The organism is Hydrogenophaga sp., from assembly GCF_041633695.1.
Taxonomy (GTDB): Bacteria; Pseudomonadota; Gammaproteobacteria; order Burkholderiales; family Burkholderiaceae_C; genus Hydrogenophaga.
In genome coordinates this window covers 1-1,941 of record NZ_JBFJMY010000633.1, presented here as the reverse complement: position 1 = coordinate 1,941, position 1,941 = coordinate 1, and the positions used below count along the sequence as shown (strand labels likewise).

Below are 1,941 nucleotides of genomic sequence, written 5' to 3'. Positions count from 1 at the left end.
GGGTTTCGTGCCGTCTCGGACGTGAACCTGTCGGTGCAAGAGGGCAGTATCCATGCACTCATAGGCCCGAACGGCGCAGGCAAAACCACCTGCTTCAACCTGCTCACGCGCTTCATCGACGCCACCGCTGGGCGCATCCGCTTCCAAGGGCAAGACATTACCCGCACGCCGGCAGACGCGGTGGCGCGCCTTGGCCTGGTGCGCTCTTTTCAGATTTCGGCCGTGTTTGGCCAGTTGAGCGTGTTCGAGAACGTGCGGCTGGCGGTGCAGCGCCGACGCGGCCATTCCATGGACTGGTGGCGCAGCGACAGCGCTCTCGCGCAATACAACGACCGCACCCACGCGCTGCTGGCCGAAGCGGGCCTGACCGAGTGGACCATGCACCACGCCGGTGAACTTCCTTACGGCCGCAAGCGCGCGCTCGAACTGGCCACCACGCTGGCGCTGGAACCCAAGGTGCTGCTGCTCGATGAGCCCATGGCCGGCATGGGCGCCGAAGACATCGCCCACGCCGCCGCGCTCATCCGCCAGGCTGCGCGCGGGCGCACGGTATTGATGGTGGAGCACAACCTCTCGGTCGTTGCCGACCTGTGCGACCGCATCACCGTGCTGGCACGCGGCGAAGTGCTGGCCGAAGGCGACTACGCCACGGTGTCGCGCGATGCGCGCGTGATCGAGGCCTACCTCGGCCACGGCCACGCCGGACAACGCAAACACAACAACAGCAACAACCCAGAGGCATCGCATGGCTGAGCCACTGTTGATTTTGAAAGATGTACAGGCCTGGTACGGGCCGAGCCAGGCGCTGCATGGTGCCAGTGTGGAGGTGCGCGAGGGCGAACTGGTTACGCTGCTGGGCCGCAACGGTGCCGGTAAATCCACGCTGCTGAAAACGGTGATGGGCATGGTGGACCGCCGCGAGGGTTCGGTCCGCTTCAAAGGACAAGAGCTGATCGGCATGGCGCCGCACCACATTGGCCGCCTGGGCCTGGCATTCTGCCCGGACGACCGGGGCATTTACGCCTCGCTGTCGGTGCGCGAGAACCTGCGCCTACCGCCTGTGGTGGCCGCTGGCGGCATGAGCGAGCAGGAGCTCTACGACCTGTTCCCCAATCTGGCGCAACGCGCCAGCTCGGCGGGTACGCACCTCTCGGGTGGCGAGCAGCAGATGCTGGCGATCGCACGCATCCTGCGCACCGGCGCGCGCGTGCTCTTGCTCGACGAACCCACCGAGGGACTGGCCCCGGTGATCGTGGACCGCATTGGCGAGTTGATCCGCCAGCTCAAGGGGCGCGGCTACACCATCGTGCTGGTGGAGCAAAACGTGCACTTTGCAGCCGAATTGGCCGACCGGCACTGCCTGATGGAATCGGGCCGCATCACCGACACCTTCGATGCGGCCACGCTGCTGCGCGATTTCGATGCGATCACCGCACGCATAGGTGTGTAGAAATGAAAAAGCTGCTTTTGGGTGAGATGCCCGTGATCCGAACCACAGGGAAGCTGGCTTTGGCAGGCCGCAGGCGCTGCTCCCTTGCGTTGCCGGCGAATGTGGTTTCAACGCCTGGCGCGATAGTCCGAGGGTCGAAATCCGGTCAGGCGTTTGAAGGTATTGGAGAAGGCGAACGGATTCATGTACCCGACCTCGCGGGCGATGCTTTCGATCTTCTCTTGGGTGGTGGCCAACAGGTGCGCCGCGTGGGCGATGCGCAGGTTCGTGAGCTGCTTGCCTGGACTGCGGCCCAGGCTTTTTTGACACAGCCGGCGCAAATGCTCTTCGCTGATGCTGGCCAGGGCCGCCAACTCGGTCAGCGTCCAGTCGTGGGCGAGATCCGTCATCACGGCGTTCCACACCTGCACCAGGCGCGGCTCGCGTTGCAGCGGCTCAAGCAGACGCGACACATAACGCTCGATCACATCGACCCACACCACGCAGGTGCC

Annotated in this window: 3 protein-coding genes; 2 read left to right on the top strand and 1 reads right to left on the bottom strand. The window is 64.8% G+C overall.

Going from position 1 to position 1,941, the window contains the following annotated elements; genetic code table 11:
• On the top strand, window positions 1-753 hold a 753-nt coding region (locus ABYB95_RS22625), incomplete at its 5' end, for an ABC transporter ATP-binding protein (RefSeq protein WP_372662323.1).
• On the top strand, window positions 746-1,450 hold the full coding sequence (locus ABYB95_RS22620; RefSeq protein ID WP_372662320.1) for an ABC transporter ATP-binding protein: 705 nt from the start codon (window positions 746-748) through the stop codon (window positions 1,448-1,450). The genes ABYB95_RS22625 and ABYB95_RS22620, both read left to right, overlap by 8 nt.
• A 107-nt stretch (window positions 1,451-1,557) precedes the next feature.
• On the opposite strand, the gene ABYB95_RS22615 is transcribed toward ABYB95_RS22620, so the two are convergent.
• Window positions 1,558-1,941, bottom strand: a 384-nt coding sequence (locus ABYB95_RS22615; protein WP_372662317.1) for a helix-turn-helix transcriptional regulator, incomplete at its 5' end; no start/stop codon positions are given.

Bases quoted from the DNA above. Each gene is read 5' to 3' on its own strand.
- ABYB95_RS22620 (WP_372662320.1), top strand. From the start codon at position 746: ATGGCTGAGCCACTGTTGATTTTGAAAGATGTACAGGCCTGGTACGGG.